Genomic DNA, 17,726 nt, shown 5'->3' on the forward strand with positions numbered 1-17,726 from the left:
GACCCCTATGCCCAACCCGGTTTTACTGAACAACCTTGAACACCGCGACCTGCGCGTGATCACCCGCCGCGGCGCCGAGTACGGCGACCAGGTGATGTCGGCGGTCACCTTCCCGGCCGAATTCCGCGACGCGCAAGCGTGCTATCCGATCGTGTTCCGCAAGACCGTGGACGGCCTCGGCTTCGAGGCCATCACGCTGTTCGGCTTCCAGGAGGGCGAGAACCTGTTCCTCCAGGGCGAGCGCTGGGACGCGCCCTACGTGCCGATGATGATCGAGCGCCAGCCCTTCCTGATCGGCGTCAACGGCGAGGAATTGATGGTCAACGTCGACCTCGACCACCCGCGCGTGAGCCGCAGCGACGGCGTCGAGGTGTTCAAGCCGCACGGCGGCACCACCGAGTTCCTGGAGCGCGCCAACTCGCTGCTGTTCGCGATCCACCAGGGCCTGCAGGGCGGGCAGGGTTTCCTCAGCGCGCTGCTGGAGCACGAGCTGCTGGAAAGCTTCGTGCTGGACGTCGAGCTCAACGACGGCTCGCAGAACCGCCTGGTCGGCTTCTACACCATCAACGAGGACCGGCTGCAGGCGCTCAGCGGCGAGGCGGTGGCCAGGCTGCACGCGGCCAACCACCTGCAGGCGATCTACCTGGTGATCGCCTCGCTGTCCAACTTCCGCATGCTGATCGACCGCAAGAACGCCACGCTCCATGTCTGACGCCATCCGCGAGGTCGGCGGCCTGGGGCCGGACGACCTGACCGACGAGATCCTCGGCGCCACCACGCCGCTGGTGCTGCGCGGGCTGGCGTCCGGCTGGCCGATGGTGCGGGCGGCGCTGGAATCGGACCGCGCCGGCAGCGACTACCTGCGGCGCCACTACCAGGGCGCCACCGTGGGCGCCATGCTGGGCCCGCCGGAGGCGGACGGCCGCTTCTTCTACAACGGCGACCTGAGCGGCTTCAACTTCCAGCCGGTGCACGTCAAGCTGACCGGCGTGCTCGACGAGATCGAGGCCAAGCGCCACCTGAATCCGGCGCCGACCGTGTACGTGGGCTCGACCACCATCGACACCTGCCTGCCCGGCTTCCGCCGGCACAACGACCTCAACCTGGGGCAGCGCGACGCCCTGGCCAGCATCTGGATCGGCAACCGCACCCGCATCGCCGCCCACTACGACCTGCCCGACAACCTGGCGGTGGTGGCGGCCGGGCACCGGCGCTTCACGCTGCTGCCGCCGAACCAGCTGAAGAACCTGTACGTCGGGCCGGTGGACTTCACGCCGGCCGGGCAGGCCATCAGCCTGGTGGACTTCCTCAACCCGGACCTCGAGCGCCACCCGCGCTTCGCCGAGGCGCTCGCGCACGCGCAAAGCGCCGTGCTGGGGCCGGGCGACGCGCTGTTCATCCCCAGCATGTGGTGGCACCACATCGAGGCGCTGGACGCCTTCAACGTGCTGGTCAACTACTGGTGGCGGCAGTCGCCGGACTACATGGACACGCCGACCAACGCGCTGATGGCGGCCTTCCTCACCATGCGCGACCTGCCGCCCGCGCAGCGCAAGGCATGGCAGGAGATCTTCCGCCACTACATCTTCGAGGCGGACGAGCAGACCGCCGCCCACATCCCGCCCCACGCGCGCGGGGTGCTGGCGCCGCTGACCGAGGATGGCGCGCGGGCGCTGCGCGCGCACTTACTCAAACGCTTCAATCGCTAAGCATAAAAGGAGACCACCACATGCGCGACACGAACAATCGCCACCCCGTCCGCCGCGTCGTCATCTGCGGCGGCGGCACGGCCGGCTGGATGGCCGCCGCCGGCGTATCCAAGGTGCTGGGCAAGCAGCTCGACATCAAGCTCGTCGAGTCGGAGGAGATCGGCACCGTGGGGGTGGGCGAAGCCACCATCCCCACCCTGATGAACTTCCACAACGTGCTCGAGATCAACGAGCAGGAATTCATGGCCGAGACCCAGGCCACCTTCAAGCTGGGCATCAGCTTCGAGGGCTGGCGCAACGTCAAGGAGGACTACATCCACTCGTTCGGCACCACCGGGATCGACCACTGGACCGCCGGCTTCCAGCACTTCTGGCACAAGGGCGTGGAGCGCGGCCTGGCCAGCGACTACGGCGACTACTGCCTGGAGCTGAAGGCCTCGCTGGAGAACCGCTTCGCCCACCTGCCCAACAACGGCATGAACTACGCCTACCACCTCGACGCCGGCCGCTACGCCAAGTACCTGCGCCGCCTGAGCGAGGCGCGCGGCGTGCGCCGCATCGAGGGCAAGATCGTCAGCTACGCCAAGCACGACAACGGCGACGTGCGCTCGATCACGCTGGCCAACGGCGATGAGATCGAGGGCGACCTGTTCATCGACTGCACCGGCTTCCGCGCGCTGCTGATCGGCGAGGCCATGCAGGAGGAGGTGGAGGACTGGTCGCAATGGCTGTTCTGCGACCGCGCCATCGCGGTGCAGACCAGCTCGGTGGGCGACGCGGTGCCGCTGACGCGCTCGATGGCGCACCAGGCCGGCTGGCAGTGGCGCATCCCGCTGCAGCACCGGGTCGGCAACGGCATCGTGTATTCGAGCCGCCACCTGGACGACGACGCCGCGCGCAAGCAGTTGCTGGCCAACGTGGAGGGCAAGACGCTGATCGAGCCGCGCGTGATCAAGTTCAAGCCCTGCCAGCGGCGCCGCACCTGGAAGGGCAATGTGGTGGCGATCGGCCTGTCGAGCGGCTTCCTGGAGCCGATCGAGTCGACCAGCATCCACCTGATCCAGCGCAGCGTGATCCGGCTGATGCAGTCGTTCCCGTCGGATGGCATCCAGCAGGTCGACATCGACGAGTACAACTTCCAGTGCAACAACGAGATCAACCACATCCGCGATTTCATCATCCTGCACTACCACGTCAACAACCGCACCGATTCGCAGTTCTGGATCGACGCGCGCGAGATGAGCATCCCGGCCTCGCTGCGGCACCGCATCGAGCTGTTCAAGGAAACCGGGCGCGTGTTCCGCATCCCGAACGAGCTGTTCGCGGAGAACTCGTGGATCCAGGTGATGCTGGGCCAGGGCATCATGCCGAAGTCGCACCACCAGACCGCCGACCTGATGGGCGACGAGGAATTGCGCGCCTTCCTGGGCGGCATCAAGGGCCGCATCGACCGCACCGTGGTGCAGCTGCCGACCCATCAGGCCTACGTGGAGCGCTACTGCGGCCGGCCGGACGCCAAGGCCGCTTAATCGAAGGCCACGTCCTCGAGACGGTAGCGGTATTTGCGACGCTCCGGCAAGTCCCAACCTTCGCCGGGCGTCACATGGCGCGGCGCGGCCGGCGCCGCCGGCGGCTCAGGCCGCGATGGCGCCGGCTGGCTCGCCCGCACCTGGGCCTGCAAGGCCGACAGCAAGGCGCCGACCGTGGTGTCCGCCAACGAGGCTTCGGCGCCGCCCGCGGTGACGGGTGGCTGTGTGACCTGCCGGGCCAGTTCCAGGCGCAAGCGGTGCGCCATCTTGAACTGTTTGTCGCCAGGACGGCGAACCGACAAATCCATCCACGCATTGCGCATGCTGCGCGCGAACGACTGCGCGAGCTGGTTCGGGGTCACCGCTTTGCCCTTGTGAATGATTTCATCGCCAACGACGCGCGCGTAGTTGTGTTCGCCATAGCTCCATGAGCGAATCTCCGTGCCTTCCGGCAGGAACAGCGATTTCCATTGATAGCCGCGCACGCTGGCGGGATCGCAGTTTTTTGCGAGCTGCGATTGTTCGCGCAGCCACAGCACGATGGCGCTGTTGACCGCCTCCGATACATCCTGCGCGCCACCGCGAATTTTTAGATGAGAAATCAGCTGGAGCAGGAGATCGGTGTCTACCTGCAGGGTCATTGTGGATTTCATTCGATTTTTCCTTCTGCTTTTCTCTATTTAGACCTGCAAACTTCTGCAAAGTTCAAAGCAGAGGAAATCAGAAAAAAACAGAGAAAAACAGAAGACAAAATAGAAGCTTCGCCACAAGGGAATGGCAGACCCACCCCCTCCCCCTATTCTGTTGGCAATTTTCCGCCTGTTCCCGCCGCGCCACACTCTGTAGAAATAATTATCATTCTGGGATTTTGCAAGCCTTCAAGCTGCCGCAGAACACGCCGCTGGCCGAGCGGGTGCGGGTGCAGACCCTGGGCAGGAAATCCTGCGCTCCAAATCGCTGGACCGCGACAGCTACGACGCCGGCGACTGGTTCAGCAAGCTCGACTACAGCTACCAGGCCAACGACTTCGGCGTCGGCCTGCCGCTGGCGGCGGTCAATGCCGGCAACTGGCCGCTGATGGCGCCCATCCTGGCCAATCCGCTGATCAAGTCCGACACCGTGGCCATCGTCGGCGCGCGCGACGCCCTGCGCGAGCTGCTGGCCGGCGGGGACGACTGAGCCGGCGCCCGCTTCGCGCGACTTGGACATCGCCGGGGAATTGGTTATAGTGGGCCGGTGGCAACATTGCCGCGCCCACCACACCTGCGAGGAAATCCATGAAAACACTGTTCATAGCCAGCCTGATCCTGTCCCTGAGCGGCGCCGTGTACGCGGCCGAGCCGACCGCGCAGCAGAACAAGATGAAAACCTGCAACGCCGACGCCGCCGGCAAGAAGGGCGACGAGCGCAAGGCCTTCATGAAGGAGTGCCTGAGCGCCAAGCCGGCCGCCGAGGCGCCCAAGCTGACCCAGCAGGACAAGATGAAGAAATGCAACGCCGACGCCACCGGCAAGAAGGGCGATGAGCGCAAGGCCTTCATGAAGGAATGCCTGAGCAACAAATAAGCCGCGCCCGCGCCGCCCGCCGCCCGCCCGGGCGGTTTTTTTTCGCCCGAATAAAGTGTCTCCGTGGGCACATTAATTGCTTTAAAACTATTCCTTTGTGACGGGCGCAATGTAATGACCACTTACCCTCAAGCCGATTCGGGCAGCTTCCTACCCCACATGCCCGACGTCGCCCGCTGCGAGCTGTCGCTGCGGGAACTCAACCAGATGTGGCGCCTGATCGAGGCCTCCGCCAAGATGAACTGCCCGGCCGAGGCGCGCCTGCTGCTGCCGGCCATGGTGGCCACGCGCACCGGTTTCGCGCACCTGGAACAGGCGCTGGTGTCCAACCTGGTGCAGGAAAAGCTGCGCCACGTGCTGGCCGACCTCGGCACCCAGGCGCGCTACGCGATCGACATCCTGGTGCGCAACCTGTACGAGCGCACCGCCGATGTCGGCTTCCTGGCCACCGACCTCGCGCTGTGCCGCTTCGTCGCCGGCCTCGACGACGACCAGCAGGCCGCGCGCCAGCGCCTGGCCGACTACCGCGACAAGTACACCGTCTACGACCAGATCCTGCTGCTCGACACCGCGGGCCGGGTGCTGGTCCAGGCCGACCCGGCCACCCCGGTCGGCCACAGCCGCGACCCGCTGCTGGCGGCCACCCTGGCCGCCGACGGCTACGTCGAGACCTTCCGCGCCACCGACCTGCGCCCGGGCCAGCCGCGCGCGCTGGTGTACTCGCACCGCATGGCGCACCCGGACAGCGGCGCCCCGGCCGGCGTGCTGTGCCTGTGCTTCCACTTCGAGCAGGAGCTGGACGCCATCTTCGCCGCCTACCGCGATCCCTCGCAGCGCGCCAACATGCTGCTGCTGGACGCCGACGACCGCGTGATCAGCAGCGCCGACCCGCTGTGGATCCCGCCCGGCGCGCGCGTGCCGACCAACGCCGACGGCCAGCCGCGGCCGCTGATGTTCGGCGGCCGCGAATACCTGGTGCGCACCTGCGGCGCGGCCGGCTACCAGGGCTACCCGGGCCCGCCCGGCTGGAAGGCGCAGCTGATGGCGCCGCTCGAGCTGGCCTTCCGCGGCCACGGCGCGCAGGCGCTGGCGGGCGTCGCGCCGGAGCTGATGCGCGGCCTGCTGGCGCACGCGCAGGCGTTCAGCCCGGCGCTGCATGAGCTGATGGGCGCGGTCACGCGCACCACCCGCACCATCGAGCGCATCGTCTGGAACGGCAAGGTCACCAGCGCCGCCAACCACCACGCCGACGGCGCCGACGGCCAGCTCAACACCGTGCTCGACCAGATCACCGAGACCGGCCAGCGCAGCGACGCCGTGTTCTCGCGCGCGATCGAGGACCTGTACCAGACCGTGCTGGCGTCCAGCCTGGGCGAGGCCGGCATGACCGCGCGGCTGCTGGTCGACCTGCTCGACCGCAACCTGTACGAGCGCGCCAACGATTGCCGCTGGTGGGCGCTGTCGGCGCCGCTGCGCGAGGGCCTGGCGCGGCCGTCGGCGCCGGGCGCGCGCGCCATGGGCGCGCTGCTCAACCACATCAACCGCCTGTACACGGTGTACGCGCGCCTGGTGGTGTACGACCGCGGCGGGCGCGTGGTCGCCTGCAGCGGCGACGACGCCCCGCTCGGCCAGCACATCGGCGCCGACACGCTGGCGCGCGTGGTGGCGCTGCGCGACCCGCTGGCGCACCACCCCGAGCCGTTCGGCCCGTCCCCCTTCTATGGCGGCCAGGCCACCTACACCTACCACGCGGCGATCCGCGCGCCCGGCGCCGGCGGCGCCGTGCTCGGCGGCATCGGCATCGTGTTCGACGCCGCGCCCGAGCTGCGCAACATGCTGCTCAGCGGGGTGGCCGGGCGCGCCCACCTGCGCGCCTGCTTCGTCACGCCGGACGGCCGCGTCGTCGCCGGCACCGACCCGGCCCACCGGCCCGGCGCGACGCTGGCGCTGGAACCGGGCCTGCTGGCCGAGGCCGCCAACAACGACGGCGCCAGCGTCACCCGCATCGTGCGCCACGACGGCCAGTACCTGATCGCCGCCTGCGCCCGCGCGGCCGGCTACCGCGAGTTCCGCGCCGCCGACGGCGTCGAGCAGCCGGTGCTGGCGCTGCTGCTGCAGGCGTTCGGCGCGGCGCCGGAGGCGGCCGCGCCGGCGCCGCGCGCCGGCGTGGCCATCGAGCGCGCCGGCGACGCCCCCGACGGCGGCCCCGACTTCGCCATCTTCCACGCCGGCGGCGCCCTGATGGCGCTGCGCGCGGCCCACATCCAGGAGGCGCTGCCGGCCGCGCGCGTGCAGCGCACCGCCAGCGCCGCCCACCCGGCCCGCGTCGGCATGCTGGACGTGGCGCCGGCCGGCGGCGGCCAGCGCTGCGTGTGGGTGTTCGACCTGGCGCTGCTGGTCGGCGGCCGGCCCGGCGTGATCGGCGACGACAGCCAGGTGATGCTGGTGCGCCACGCCGACGGCGTGCTCGGCCTGCTGGTCGACGACCTGCACTCGGTGCGGCGCTTCGACGCCGCCGACCTGACCGACTCGCCGCTGAGCGGCGCGCGCGCGGCGCTGGCGCCGCGCCTGATCCAGGCCAACCAGGGCCGGCTGCTGATCGAGGAGCTGTGCGTCGAGCGCCTGCTGGCGCGGCTGCGGGCGTAGCCGGGGCGCAACACAGGCCCCGATTCGCGCCGTTCATCGCAAACCTGTCGGCAGGGGACCACAAGTTCAGTAAAATTAACATTGTCGATTTTGTTAACCTTACCGAGGAATTCCCATGCGCCGTACCGCCGCCGCCGTCCTGATCCCCGCCCTGCTGGCCCTGGGCGCCAGCGCCCACGCCGCCGAGTCCACGCGCTCGCTGCCGGGCTTCATCGCCATCAACGCCAAGGGCGCGTTCGCGCTCAGGGTGGAGGTCGGCAAGGCGCAGTCGGTGGTGGTCAGCGGCGAGGACAAGTTCGTCAGCCTGCTGAGGACCGAGGTGGTCGACAACGAGCTGCAGATCGTGCTGCCGGAAAAGCAGTTCAGCTCGTCCAAGGGCGCGCCCACCATCAGCATCACGCTGCCCTCGCTGAGCCGGGTCAAGGTGGAGGGCGCCGGCGAGACCCTGCTCAACAAGGTCGACGGCGACCGCCTCGACATCAGCTACCTGGGCGCCGGCCACCTGGCCGCCAACGGCAAGGTCAAGTACCTGCGCCTGAACGCCAAGGGCGTGGGCGAGGTCGACACGCGCCAGCTGCGGGCCGAGCGCGTCGACGTCCAGTTCGAGGGCGTCGGCAACGTCAGCGTGTACGCCACCGAGCTGCTCAACGCGGTGGCCAAGGGCATCGGCGGCCTGACCTATTACGGCCACCCGAAGCGGGTCAACAAGGACGTGGCCGGCATCGGCAACGTCAAGGCTGGTGACTGAAAGCAATAATTGCCGCGGTGACACGAGCGGCGATTGCGGTTACCATCGGAACACCACGCAACCGCTACGCCTGAGGAGGTTCCCCCCGTGCCCGTGCCCGTGGCCAACGACATCGCGCACTGGCGCGCGCAAATCTTCGCCCGCCTGCTGCTGGTGGTGTTCCTGCTCGGCCTGTTCACGGCCGTGCCCAGCGTGCTGCTGGCCGTCAGCGAGGGCATGTGGTCGATCGCCGTGGTCGACAGCGTGGCGCTGCTGTGGGTCGGCCTGATCTGGCGCTGGCGCGGCCTCGGCTACACCGCCCGCGTGGTCAACTTCCTGGCGGTGGCGTTCGCGGTCGGCCTGGCGCTGCTGCTCAAGGTCGGGCCGGTCAGCCAGATCTACCTGATGGCGGTGCCGGTGCTGGCGGCGCTGCTGCTGGGCCTGCGCCCGGCGCTGTGGACGCTGGCGCTGGCCGGGCTGGCCGTGATGGTGCTCGGCTTCGAGGACAACGCCAACCTGCGCCTGGCCGGCCTGCCCGACTACGGCTTCCTCAAGGCCGCCATCATCTCGCTCAACTTCATGTTCATGACCGCCGTGCTGACGCTGTCGTGCGCGGTGCTGCTGCAACACCTGGAGCGCTCGTTCGCCCAGCTGGGCGCGCTCAACGCCGAGCTGCGCCTGACGGCGGCGGCGGTGGCGCGCCTGAACGACATGGTGCTCATCGCCGAGGTCGACCAGGACGCCGCCGGCGCCCGGCGCGTCATCTTCGTCAACCAGGCGTTCGAGCGCCGCACCGGCTACCGGCGCGAGGAGGCGCTGGGCCGCGACCTGCGCCTGCTGCGCGGCCCCGGCACCGAGCAGGCGGTGGTCGACGAGATCGAGCGCCACATGGCGCGCGGCGAGCCGGTGCGCGCCGAGCTGCTCAACTACACCAAGGACGGCGAGCCCTACTGGGTCGAGACCGAGCTGGTGCCGTTCGCCGACGCCGGCGGCGTCAACACCCACTGGGTGGCGGTCGAGCGCGACATCACCGAGCGCAAGAAGTCGCAGGACGACATCCACCGGCTGGCCTTCTTCGACGTGCTGACCGGCCTGCCCAACCGGCGCCTGCTGACGGACCGCCTCGACAAGCTGCTGGCCAGCTCGGCGCGCGGCGGCACCTACAGCGCCGTCATGTTCATCGACCTCGACCGCTTCAAGACCATCAACGACGCCCGCGGCCACGCCATCGGCGACGCCCTGCTGCGCAACGCCGCCGCGCGCCTGAGCGCCCTGATGCGCAAGGCCGACACCGTGGCGCGCATCGGCGGCGACGAGTTCGTGGTGCTGCTGGCCCACCTGTCGCCCGAGCTGGCCGGCGCCAGCCACGCGGCGCTGACGGTGGCCGAGAAGATCCGCGCCGCCATCGGCCAGGACTTCGAGATCGCCGGCCAGAGCTACAACTCCACCGCCAGCATCGGCGTCACCATGCTGCCGCGCGCCGGCCCGCCGCAGAGCGCGCAGGACCTGCTGCGCGAGGCCGACACCGCCATGTACCGCGCCAAGGCCGACGGCCGCAACGGCATCGCCTTCTTCGAGGCCGCCATGCAGGCCGAGGTCGAGCGCCGCCTGACGCTCGAGCGCGAGCTGGCGGCCGCGCTGGGCGCCGGCCAGCTGCGCCTGCACGTGCAGGCCCAGGTCGACCGCGACGGCCGCGCGGTCGGCGGCGAGCTGCTGATGCGCTGGCCGCGCGCCGACGGCGCCATGGTGCCGCCCAACGTGTTCATCCCGGTGGCCGAGGAGTCGGGCCTGATCGTCGAGCTGGGCGTGTGGGCGCTGCGCCAGGCCTGCGCCGCCGTGCTGCAGCTGCAGGCGGCCGGGCTGGAGATGCCGCTCTCGGTCAACGTCAGCCCGACCCAGTTCCGCCAGGCCGACTTCGTCGAGCAGGTGCGGCGCGTGCTGGCCGAGAGCGGCGCGCCGGCGCGCCTGCTGGTGCTGGAGGTGACCGAGGGCCTGCTGATCGACAAGATGGACGACACCATCGCCCGCATGCGCCAGCTGACCGGGCTGGGCCTGCGCTTCTCGATCGACGACTTCGGCACCGGCTACTCGAGCCTGGCCTACCTGAAGAAGATGCCGCTGTACGAGCTGAAGATCGACCGCAGCTTCGTGATGGACACGCCGGACGACGCCAGCAGCCAGGCGCTGGTGCAATCGATCCTGGCCATGGCCGGCCACCTCGGCCTGCGGGTGGTGGCCGAGGGCGTGGAGACCCAGGCCCAGGCCGACTTCCTGATCGCCCACGGCTGCGACTGCATGCAGGGCTACCTGTACGCGCGGCCGATGCCGCTGCCGGAGCTGATCGCCCGGCTGCTGGCCGCGCGCCCGGGCGCCGCGGCCTGAGCCGCTTAATTGACCACCGTCACGCGCTTGCCGCTGACGTTGCGCTGGGCCGGGTTGCCGTACACGGTGACGCCGCCGGAACCGTTGGCCGAGGCCACCAGCGAGCGCGTCACGGTGGCCGCGATGCCGCCCGAGCCGTTGCTGCTGAGGTCCGCGCTCTGGCTGGTGAGGCCGGCCAGGTCGGCGCTGCCGGAACCGTTCAGGCGCACCGTCACGTTGCGCACCTGGCCGCTGGCGCTGGCGCCGCCCGAGCCGCGCAGCTCCAGGCTGAGCGAGTCGCCGTCGATCCGCCCCAGCTCCAGCCGGCCCGAGCCGTTCAGGCGGGCCGCCGTGGCGCCGCTGCGCAGGCCCGACGCGTCGAGGCCGCCGGAACCGTTCAGGCGGGCGTCGAGCCGCTCGACGCTGCCGCTCAGGCGCACCGCGCGCGAGCCGTTCAGCGACAGCTCCAGCGGCGCGCCGTTCAAGCCGCTGACCGTCATCACGCCGGAACCGTTGGCGCTCAGATGGCGCAAGGTGGGCGTGGTGTAGACGACGCGCAGCGGATGGCTGGCGCGGACGTTGCCGTCGACCCAGACGCGCAGCGTGCCGCCGCTGGCGTCGGTGCGCAGCAGCGGCACGATATTGCCGTCGCCCTCCACCTGCAGCGCGCTGGCCTGGCCGACGCGGATCTCGACCTGCATGCCGCCGTTGATGTCGACGCCGTCCAGCGTGGCGACCTGGCGCGTCTCCACCACGTGCTGGCCGTCGCCCTGCACGGCGTCGCCGCCGAACACCGACTTGTAGTGGACGCCGCCGTCGGCGTTGTCCGGCACCACGATGACGGCGCAGCCGGCCAGGATGGAGAGAGCGGCGAGAGCGGGAAGAGTGCGGCGCATGATGGCGGGTCCTTGAAGTTATAATGCCGCCACTATAGCCAGCCGCCGGCGCCGGCGCGCGCGCCGTGCGACGAACGGTAGAAAACAAGGCATGAAACGCAAGGAATGAAACGCCCGATGACGACCTCCGACCTGCATGATCTGCGCGAGCGCACCCGCGAGTTCGCCCGCGCGCGCGACTGGGCGCCCTTCCACACGCCCAAGAACCTGGCCATGGCCATGTCGGTGGAGGTGGCCGAGGTGGCCGAGCACTTCCAGTGGCTGCGCAGCGGCGCCGACGCCGAGCTGGACGACGCCACCCGCGCCGCCATCCGCCTGGAGCTGGCCGACGTGCTGCTCTACCTGGTGCAGCTGGCCGACCAGCTGGACGTCGACCTGCACGCCGCCGCCGTGGAAAAGATGGCGCTCAACGCCATCAAATACCCGCCCAAGCCGCGCTGACGGCGACGCCTCCCGCGGCAGCGGCTCAGCCGGCGCCGGCGCCGGCCGCGCGCCGGACGAACGCCGATTCGGCCGCCCACACGTCGCAGGCGCGCGCCAGCAGCTTGGCCTCGGCGTCGGCCAGCACGTCGTCGGCGTCGGCGATCTTCCACATCGCCTGCAGCAGGCGGCGGCGCAGGGCCGGATCGGTGATCTCGGCCAGCAGCGCGTCGATGGTCGCCACATCCATCACCACGTGCTCGTGGCGCACCGCCGTGCTCAGCATGTCCTGGCACAGCTCGTCGACGATGGCGTGGAAGGTATCGATATCGAGGTCGATGTACTCCAGCAGCCGCGAGCGCTGCAACGCCTGCAGCTCCGACGGGCTCATATTGCCGTCGCCGATCATGCACAGCGCCACCAGGCGCGCGGCCGCGTTGGGACTATTGGGAACATAATTTCGCATCACAAGCTCCTATCTGGGTTCGAATCACTTCTTACGGGTTACGTACAGGCTGGCCACCACGCTGCCGGCGATCAGCAGCGCCACCACCGACAGCGACACGTGCACCGGAATGTGCAGCCAAGGCAGCAGCAGCATCTTCAGGCCGATGAAGCACAGCACCAGCGCCAGGCCGTACTTCAGCAGGTGGAAGCGGTCGGCGATGTCGGCCAGCAGGAAATACAGGGCGCGCAGGCCGAGGATCGCGAACATGTTCGAGGTGAACACGATGAACGGGTCCGAGGTGATGGCGAAGATGGCCGGGATGGAATCGACCGCGAACACCAGGTCGGTCGCCTCGATCAGGATCAGCACCAGCAGCAGCGGCGTCACGTAGCGCTTGCCGTCGCGCCAGACGAAGAACTTCTCGCCGTGCTCGCCCTCGGACACCGGCAGGTGGCGGCGCGCCAGGCGCAGCACCGGGTTGTTCCGCACGTCCGGCTCGTCGTCCACGGCGCGCAGCATCTTGACGCCGGTGTACAGCAGGAAGGCGCCGAACAGGTACAGCACCCAGCTGAACTCGCTCACCACCCAGGCGCCGGCCAGGATCATGATGGCGCGCATCACGATCGCGCCCAGCACGCCGTACACCAGCACCCGCCGCTGGTACTCGGGGCGCACCTGGAAGGCCGTGAAGATCAGCAGGAAGATGAAGATGTTGTCGACCGACAGCGCCTTCTCGATCAGGTAGCCGGACAGGAACTCCAGCGACTTCCGCTCGGCGATCTCGGGACCGGCCGTGCCCTGCAGATACCACCACAGGCCGCCGTTGAACAGCAGCGCCAGCGCGAACCAGCCGAGCGACCAGGCGCCGGCCTCGCGCGCGCTCACCTTGTGCGCCTTGTTGCCGCCGAACACCCACAGGTCCAGCGCCAGCATGGCCAGCACAAACAGCACGAAGCCCGCCCACATCGGGCCGGTGGCGATGTTTTCGATTCCATTCATGAATTGCCTCCCGCGTCATCAATCAATGCGTCATGATAGGCAAGCGCGACCATTCGTACAATTCGAATATACTTGATTGAACCATCGAATAAATCGATGCTTTGAGGGAATCCCATGTCCAACCTGAACTACAAGCACCTGCGCTACTTCTGGATGGTGGCGCGCAGCGGCAGCATCGCCAGGGCGGCCGAGCAGCTGCACCTGACGCCGCAATCGATCTCCGGCCAGCTCAGCGAGTTCGCCGACACCCTGGGCGTGGAGCTGTTCCGGCGCGTGGGCCGGCGCCTGGAGCTGACCGAGACCGGCGCCAGCGTGCTGCGCCACGCCGACGACATCTTCAGCGCCGGCGACGCCCTGCTGGATGTCATCCGGGACCAGGCGTCCACCCCGTCCACCTTCCGCGTCGGCGTCTCCGACTCGGTGTCCAAGGCGGTGGCCTGCCGGCTGGTGGCGCCGGCGCTGGCGCTCGAGCGGCCGACCCGCCTGATCTGCCGCGAGGGCCGGCTGGCGGCGCTGCTGGCCGACATGGCGGTGCACCGGCTCGACCTGATCATCGCCGACCGCGCCATGCCCAGCCACCTGAGCGTGCGCGGCTACAACCACCTGCTGGGCGAGAGCGAACTGGGGGTGTTCGCCGCCAGCGCGCTGGCGCCGGCGCTGAGCGGGCCATTCCCGGCCTGCCTGAACCGCGCGCCGCTGCTGCTCCCGGGCGAGGACTTCGCGGTGCGCGCGCGCCTGATGCAATGGCTGCACGCGCACGTGCCGCGCCTGCACGTGGTGGGCGAGTTCGACGACAGCGCCATGATCAAGGCCTTCGGCCAGTCGGGCAAGGGCTTGTTCTTCGCGCCGGCCGCGCTGGCGCGCACCATCTGCGCCCAGTACGACGTGGTGCTGCTGGGCACCATCCCGGCGCTGCGCGAGCAGGTCTACGCCATCACCACCGAGCGCCGCATCAGCCACCCGGCCACCCAGGCTATCCGCCAGGCCGCGCGCGAGACGCTGTCGGCGTGAGGGCCTTGCGGATCTCGGCCCAGACGATGGGCCACGACGGCGAGCTGGCCGCCACCTCGTCGTAATGGCTGCCGCCGGGCAGCAGCACCACCTCGGCGGCGTCGCCGGCCGCGCGCGCGCGGCGCGCGTAATCGTGGCCCACGCGCGGCGGCGAGATGTCGTCATGCTCGCCGTGGATCAGCACCGTGCGCACGCCGGCCGGCAGCAGCTCGGCCGGCGAGGTGTCGCTGAAGATATCGGGCCGCGCGGCGCTGGCCACGCCGGCCAGCTGCGCCATGTCGCGGCCGCAGCTGGACTTGATCAGCGCCTGCTCGTTGCGCAGGTCGGCCAGGCCGCCAAGGCTGATCACCACCGGCACCGGCAGCGGATCGGCCACGTACAGCGGGCTGGCGCGCGGCAGCCGGGCGCGCGCGCCGGCCCATTGCGCCAGGTGGCCGCCGGCCGAATGCCCGATCAGCACGATGCGCGACAGGTCGAGTCTATGCTCGCCGGCGAGCGCGCGCAGGCGGTCGATGGCGGTCGCCACGTCGTGATACATGCCCGGATAGCCGCCGCCCGCCTCGTCGTGGCGGCGGTACTCCACATTCCACACCGCGACGCCCTGGCGCGCCAGGGCGCCGGCCATGTCGCGCATCTGCGTGATGCCGCCGAACTCCCTGGTCCAGCAGCCGCCGTGGATGATCACCGCCACCGGGAACGGCCCCGCGCCCACGGGTTGGAACAGCTCGGCGAACTGCGACGGCGCCACCCCATAGGCGACATGGCGGGTCGGCGCCGGCCCGCTCAGCGCGAGGTAATCCTGCAGGGTCATGGGCGCGGCCGCGGCCCCGCCCACGCCGCCGGCCGCCGCGGCGGCCAGCAGGCCATGTCGTAGTTTGTTCAGCATGCGCTAATGCTACACGAAAAAAAGGGGCCGCCCCGAAGGGCAGCCCCCAAACTAAACGCCCCCGCTTAGAAAACTCAGAACTTGTAGTTGGCGCGCGCGTAGTAGTAGCCGCCGTTGATGCCGAACGGCGAGAAGGTCGCCAGCACGTGGACCGCCGCGTTGTCGCCGGCCGCGCGCTGGTCGGCCAGCAGCGCCGGGTTCACGCCGTTCGGGTAGGTGTTGAACAGATTGTTCGCCCCCACCGCCACCGACCACGCGTTGTTGATCTTGTAGCCCACCTCCAGGTCGGTGATGGCCTTCGGCTTGATCTCGGTCAGGTGGTACACCGAGCCATCCTCGCTGCCGTACTCCGAGGCCTTGCCGTAGATCGCCTCGCGCAGGTTGACGGTCCAGTTGCCGATCTTCCACAGCGCGCCCAGGTTCACGCGCATCTTCGGCGAGGCGGTCTCCAGGTCCGAGATGGCGGTCTTGTCGAGCAGCGTCTGCGGCAGCAACTGGGCCGGCGCCTGGTTGATCTTGGTGACCTCGACCTTGTTGTAGTTGGCCGCGATCGACCAGTCCACCTTGCCGGCGGTACCGTAGTTGGAATTGATGGTGGTCACGAACTCCAGGCCGCGGCTGCGGGTGTTGACCGCGTTCGAGAAGATGTTGATGCCGGTCTGGCTCACCGTGCTGTCGAGCACATTGCCGTTGGCCTTGATCGCCGCCGTCACCGCCGGCGAGTTCACCGCGCCGCCCGAGCCATACAGCGAGCCCGAGCCGACGATGCGGTCCTTGATCTTGATCTGGTACAGGTCCAGCGTGATCGCCACGTTGTTGGCCGGATTCAGCACCAGGCCGAGCGAGACGTTGTTGGAACGCTCGGGCTTCAGGCCATCCACGCCCACCAGCTTGGCGCCGGCCGAATTCGGCGCCAGCTGCACGAAGGCGGTGGTCGGGCCGACGTTGGTGGCCGAGTAGTATTCCTCGGCCAGGGTGGGCGCGCGGAAGCCGTTGGACACCGTGCCGCGCAGCGCGAACGCCGGCGAGAAGTCGTAGCGGCTGGTGACCTTGCCGACCTTGGCGTTGCCGAAATCGCTGAAGTGCTCGTAGCGGCCGGCCAGGTCCACCGTCCAGTCGGCCACCGGGCTGCCGGCGAAGTCGAGGTAGGCGGCCTGGTTGGTGCGGCGGTGGCTGCCGGCGTCGGTCAGCGAGAAGCCCGGATACGATTGCGAGCCCTCCTTGTAGCGCGACGCCGCGTCGCCGGCCTCGATCTCATACTTGTCGATGCGGTGCTCGACGCCGCCGGCGATGTTCAGCGGCTTGGCCCAGCCGATGTCGAATTCCTTGCTGGCCTCCAGCGTGGTGGTCAGCTGGCTGGCGATGAAGGCGCCGGCGCGGAACACGGTCGGCGTGTAGCCGGTGTCGTTGAACAGCGAGACGTTGCCCGAATCCTCCACCCCGATGCGCGACTTGTCGCGGCCATAGGTGGAGCTCAGGTCCAGGTTCCAGCCGGCGGCCTTGGTCTTGACGCCGACGGTCAGCGCGGTGTCCTCCTCGCGCATGGTTTCCTTGGGCGAGAAGCCGGTCGGGTAGATCTTCGGCAGGCGGCTCGGCAGGCGGTAGTTCTCGAACGCGCGCGCCTCCTTGCGGCCGGCGGTGGCGATCGCGTACAGCTGGCTGTCCGGCGCGAAGTCCCAGCCGAAGTTGGCGGCGAAGATGTTCAGGTGGTACTGGGCGTCGCCGGAGATGTGGTTGACGTGCGGGTAGCCCGGGTGCTGGAACATGCCCGGGTAGGCCGCCATGTTGGCCGGGTTCTCGACGCGCGGGTCGATGCCGCCGCGGTCGCTGTAGCCGTGGTACTTCGATTCCGCGGTCAGGCTCAGGTAGGCGTCCTGGAAGGGCTCGGTGCCGACGTTGGCCGAGCCGCCCAGGGTGCGGCCGCCGCCGTCGACGTAGCCGCCGCCGGTGACCGAGGCGCTGCCGCCATGGTTGTTCGACTTGAGGATGATGTTGACCACGCCGGCGATGGCGTCCGAGCCATACTGCGCGGCCGCGCCGTCCTGCAGCACCTCGATGTGGTCGATGGCCGACACCGGGATGAAGTTCAGGTCGGCCGCCGCGCCGCCCTGGTAAGGTCCGCCCAGCACCGCCAGGTTCGAGGTGCCGTGGCGGCGCTTGCCGTTGACCAGCACCAGCGTGTTGTTCGGGCTCAGGCCGCGCAGGCGGGCCGACAGCGTCAGGTTGGCGGTGTCGCCGCCGAAGGCCTGCGCGGTGAACGACGGCAGGTTCTGCGCCAGCGCCTGGATCAGGTCCGGCTGGCCGGTGCGCTGCAGCGACGCCGCGTCGAGCACCTGGATCGGCGACGCGCTGTTCTCCACCTTGATGCCGCTCGAACGGGTGCCGGTCACGATCACCGCTCCCGCGTTGGGCGTGGCGCTTGCATCGGCCGCCGCCGGAACATCCTCGGCATGCGCGACAAAGGTCAGCGTGGACAACACGGCTGCAACGCCGATCTTGAGTGTGGCCTTATGCATATTTAAATCCCCA

Annotated in this window: 16 protein-coding genes; 10 read left to right on the forward strand and 6 right to left on the reverse strand. The window is 69.3% G+C overall.

Features of this window, described 5'->3' with window-relative positions:
• Positions 1-7 precede the first annotated feature (7 nt).
• The 3 genes from FHW83_RS07425 to FHW83_RS07435 are packed head-to-tail and all read left to right on the forward strand — an operon-like array spanning position 8 to position 3,238.
• Positions 8-712, forward strand: coding sequence for a SapC family protein (locus FHW83_RS07425; protein ID WP_176645731.1), 705 nt, complete (start codon positions 8-10; stop codon positions 710-712).
• Entirely contained in the window at positions 705-1,709 is a 1,005-nt protein-coding gene (locus FHW83_RS07430) for a cupin-like domain-containing protein (protein ID WP_176645732.1), read from the forward strand. The genes FHW83_RS07425 and FHW83_RS07430 overlap by 8 nt, the downstream gene beginning before the upstream one ends.
• A 20-nt stretch (positions 1,710-1,729) precedes the next feature.
• A complete protein-coding gene (locus tag FHW83_RS07435) occupies positions 1,730-3,238 on the forward strand; it encodes a tryptophan halogenase family protein (protein ID WP_176645733.1) in 1,509 nt (502 codons plus the stop codon).
• On the opposite strand, the gene FHW83_RS07440 is transcribed toward FHW83_RS07435, so the two are convergent.
• Positions 3,235-3,891, reverse strand: coding sequence for a hypothetical protein (locus tag FHW83_RS07440; RefSeq protein WP_176645734.1), 657 nt, complete (start codon positions 3,889-3,891; stop codon positions 3,235-3,237). The two genes, FHW83_RS07435 and FHW83_RS07440, sit on opposite strands and share 4 nt — an antisense overlap.
• 391 nt (positions 3,892-4,282) lie before the next feature.
• On the opposite strand from FHW83_RS07440, the gene FHW83_RS30630 reads away from it, so the two are divergent.
• The 5 genes from FHW83_RS30630 (at position 4,283) to FHW83_RS07465 (ending at position 10,558) form a co-directional block, all read left to right on the forward strand.
• Positions 4,283-4,417: a hypothetical protein gene (locus FHW83_RS30630; protein WP_229224104.1), complete on the forward strand. Its 135-nt coding sequence runs from the start codon at positions 4,283-4,285 to the stop codon at positions 4,415-4,417.
• Positions 4,418-4,515: 98 nt separating this feature from the next.
• Positions 4,516-4,803: a PsiF family protein gene (locus FHW83_RS07450; protein ID WP_176645735.1), complete on the forward strand. Its 288-nt coding sequence runs from the start codon at positions 4,516-4,518 to the stop codon at positions 4,801-4,803.
• Positions 4,804-4,917: 114 nt separating this feature from the next.
• Positions 4,918-7,449, forward strand: a complete 2,532-nt coding sequence (locus FHW83_RS07455; protein WP_176645736.1) for a chemotaxis protein CheW — start codon at positions 4,918-4,920, stop codon at positions 7,447-7,449.
• 115 nt (positions 7,450-7,564) lie between these two features.
• A complete protein-coding gene (locus tag FHW83_RS07460; RefSeq protein WP_176645737.1) occupies positions 7,565-8,197 on the forward strand; it encodes a GIN domain-containing protein in 633 nt (210 codons plus the stop codon).
• Between the two features lie 87 nt (positions 8,198-8,284).
• Positions 8,285-10,558 carry a putative bifunctional diguanylate cyclase/phosphodiesterase gene (locus FHW83_RS07465; protein WP_373997178.1) on the forward strand — a complete coding sequence of 758 codons (2,274 nt, stop codon included), beginning with the start codon at positions 8,285-8,287 and terminating at the stop codon, positions 10,556-10,558.
• 5 nt (positions 10,559-10,563) lie between these two features.
• Here FHW83_RS07465 and FHW83_RS07470 read toward each other — a convergent pair whose 3' ends face one another.
• Positions 10,564-11,433 (reverse strand): GIN domain-containing protein, encoded by an 870-nt coding sequence (locus FHW83_RS07470; protein ID WP_176645738.1) that lies wholly within the window; start codon positions 11,431-11,433, stop codon positions 10,564-10,566.
• A gap of 117 nt (positions 11,434-11,550) precedes the next feature.
• On the opposite strand from FHW83_RS07470, the gene FHW83_RS07475 reads away from it, so the two are divergent.
• On the forward strand, positions 11,551-11,874 hold the full coding sequence (locus FHW83_RS07475) for a nucleotide pyrophosphohydrolase (protein ID WP_229224077.1): 324 nt from the start codon (positions 11,551-11,553) through the stop codon (positions 11,872-11,874).
• Between the two features lie 25 nt (positions 11,875-11,899).
• Here the strand turns inward: FHW83_RS07475 and FHW83_RS07480 are convergent, their stop codons facing one another.
• Positions 11,900-12,319 carry a TerB family tellurite resistance protein gene (locus FHW83_RS07480; protein WP_176645740.1) on the reverse strand — a complete coding sequence of 140 codons (420 nt, stop codon included), beginning with the start codon at positions 12,317-12,319 and terminating at the stop codon, positions 11,900-11,902.
• A 24-nt stretch (positions 12,320-12,343) separates the two neighbouring features.
• Entirely contained in the window at positions 12,344-13,300 is a 957-nt protein-coding gene (locus FHW83_RS07485; RefSeq protein ID WP_176645741.1) for a TerC family protein, read from the reverse strand.
• A 114-nt stretch (positions 13,301-13,414) separates the two neighbouring features.
• Here FHW83_RS07485 and nhaR point away from each other — a divergent pair, with 114 nt between their 5' ends.
• Complete coding sequence (gene nhaR, locus FHW83_RS07490; protein ID WP_176645742.1) at positions 13,415-14,311, forward strand: transcriptional activator NhaR; 897 nt, start codon at positions 13,415-13,417, stop codon at positions 14,309-14,311.
• On the opposite strand, the gene FHW83_RS07495 is transcribed toward nhaR, so the two are convergent.
• Entirely contained in the window at positions 14,274-15,197 is a 924-nt protein-coding gene (locus FHW83_RS07495; RefSeq protein ID WP_176645743.1) for an alpha/beta hydrolase, read from the reverse strand. The two genes, nhaR and FHW83_RS07495, sit on opposite strands and share 38 nt — an antisense overlap.
• A gap of 74 nt (positions 15,198-15,271) precedes the next feature.
• Positions 15,272-17,713, reverse strand: a complete 2,442-nt coding sequence (locus FHW83_RS07500) for a TonB-dependent siderophore receptor (RefSeq protein ID WP_176645744.1) — start codon at positions 17,711-17,713, stop codon at positions 15,272-15,274.
• Between the last annotated feature and the right edge of the window lie 13 nt (positions 17,714-17,726).

This window comes from Duganella sp. SG902 (assembly GCF_013376005.1).
Classification (GTDB): Bacteria; Pseudomonadota; Gammaproteobacteria; order Burkholderiales; family Burkholderiaceae_D; genus Rugamonas.